General features: G+C 74.8%; 2 protein-coding genes. Both read right to left on the bottom strand.

The features are described 5' to 3' along the window. Positions 1 to 153: 153 nt before the first annotated feature. Positions 154 to 1,290, bottom strand: coding sequence for an ADP-ribosylglycohydrolase family protein (locus ACFFNX_RS49355; protein ID WP_378213399.1), 1,137 nt, complete (start codon positions 1,288 to 1,290; stop codon positions 154 to 156). Further along, positions 1,287 to 1,685 (bottom strand): ADP-ribosylglycohydrolase family protein (locus ACFFNX_RS49350; protein ID WP_378213398.1); only part of this gene is annotated, 399 nt, incomplete at its 5' end. The genes ACFFNX_RS49350 and ACFFNX_RS49355, both read right to left, overlap by 4 nt.

The following is a 1,685-nucleotide window of genomic DNA, read 5'->3' as shown; positions in this document are numbered from 1 at the left end:
CGGCCGGCTTCGGGGAGGCGCCGGCGCGGGGCGGTGCGTCGTGACCGCCCGCCGCGTGCCAGCGGTCGGCGATCGCGGAGACGTCCCGGCCGTCCTGCTCCGCCTGCCGCAGCTCGTGCCCGACGAGGTCCTCCGGCTGGATCCAGGTCAGCCTCATGCCAGCAGCCCCTCGAACGCCTGCTCGTGCGTGCGCCTCCGCTCGACGTCGGCCGCGTGGATGCGCTCGGCCACCGCCGCGACGGTCCGGCCGGGCGCCTCCAGGTCAAGCCTGCTGGCGGTGGAGATCTCCTGACGCCAGTCGGCGGGTACGGCGTTCGCCCCGCCCAGGGCGCCGGCGATGGCGCCGCCCATGCTGGCGATCGAGTCCGCGTCGCGGCCGTAGTTGACCGCGCCGAGCACGGTGTCGCGGTAGTCGCCGTCGGCGATCAGCAGGAACGCGAGGGCGAGCGGCAGTTCCTCGATGCTGTGCGTCCTGCTCGGCCGGCGCGCGCCCAGCCCCTGGTCGCGGTAGGTGTCGGCGACCGTGTCGTACGGGCGGACCGCCTCCCGCAGCGCGGCGAACGACCCCTCCCAGTGTCCGAAGTCGCGTGCCCGCTCGCAGACGGCCTCGACCGCGGCGCGGGTGCCGTCCTTTGCGACCCGGAGCGCCGTCGCGATCACGGAGGCGGTGGTCGCGCCGGGGCGCATCGCCTCGGCGACCGCGGCCGCGAACACGGCGGCCGCCTCGCGTCCGTAGCTGGACTGGTGCGCGCCCGCCAGTTCGACGGCCTCGGTGTACGCGCCGTCGGGGTCGGCGGCGTTGACCACGCCGACCGGCGCCATGTACATCGCGGCGCCGCAGTTGACGATGTTGCCCACCCCGGCCTCACGCGGGTCGATGTGGCCGTAGTGCAGGCGCAGGACCAGCCACTTCTCGGCCAGGAACACCCGTTGCAGCGGCAGGGCCTCCGCCTCCAGCTCGGGGATCCAGCGCTTCTCGCCCATCATCTCGGGCACGAGGTGGTCCGCCGCGGCGTACGCGTCGAGATGGCCGCCGGCCCGCTCGTACACGCGGATCAGCGCGTGCGTCATGAGGGTGTCGTCGGTGACGTGCCCGTCGCCCTTGTGGTACGGCGCGATGGGCCGCGCGTTGCGCCAGTCCGCGAAGTACGGCGGGACGATGCCCGTCACCCAGCCGTTGTAGCGCTCGCGGATCTGCTCGGGCGTCCATCCCTCGGTGGCCCCGCCCAGCGCGTCGCCGACCGCGGCACCGGCGATGGCGCCGACGGCCTTGTCCTGCAGGAGCGTCATTGTTTCCCTTCCGATCGATCGGCGACGCCGTCGGCGATGGCGATGAGGTCCGCGCCGGCCAGGTCCGGCAGGCAGCATCCGGCGAGCACTCTGGTGTTGTCCCGCCAGGGTTCGGGCAGTGCCGCGTAACCGGTGATCGCGCCGGTGAGCGCGCCGGTCAGCGCGGGTGCCGAGTCGGCGAGCGAGGCGAGGCAGGCGGCGGCCGGAACGGCACTGGCCAGGTCGCCCGCCGACGCCTTGGTCAGCGCCAGCGCGACCGGGACGGTCTGCGCGGCGGCCAGTCCGTAGCTGTAGACGTGGTCCTGCACCGCCGCGTCGAGCGCGGGGGCCACGGCGAAGGCGTCGCCCGGCGCGTCGAGCGCGTCCGGCGCCGCCTGCCGGATCGCGGTGCCGCA

Source organism: Actinoallomurus acaciae (assembly GCF_042429965.1).
GTDB lineage: Bacteria > Actinomycetota > Actinomycetes > Streptosporangiales > Streptosporangiaceae > Actinoallomurus > Actinoallomurus acaciae.
The sequence above is the reverse complement of the archived record's forward strand: the minus strand, read 5'-3'. Positions and strand labels throughout refer to the sequence as shown.

Coding starts and splice junctions, on each gene's coding strand:
- ACFFNX_RS49355 (WP_378213399.1), bottom strand. CDS start 1,290: ATGACGCTCCTGCAGGACAAGGCCGTCGGCGCCATCGCCGGTGCCGCG.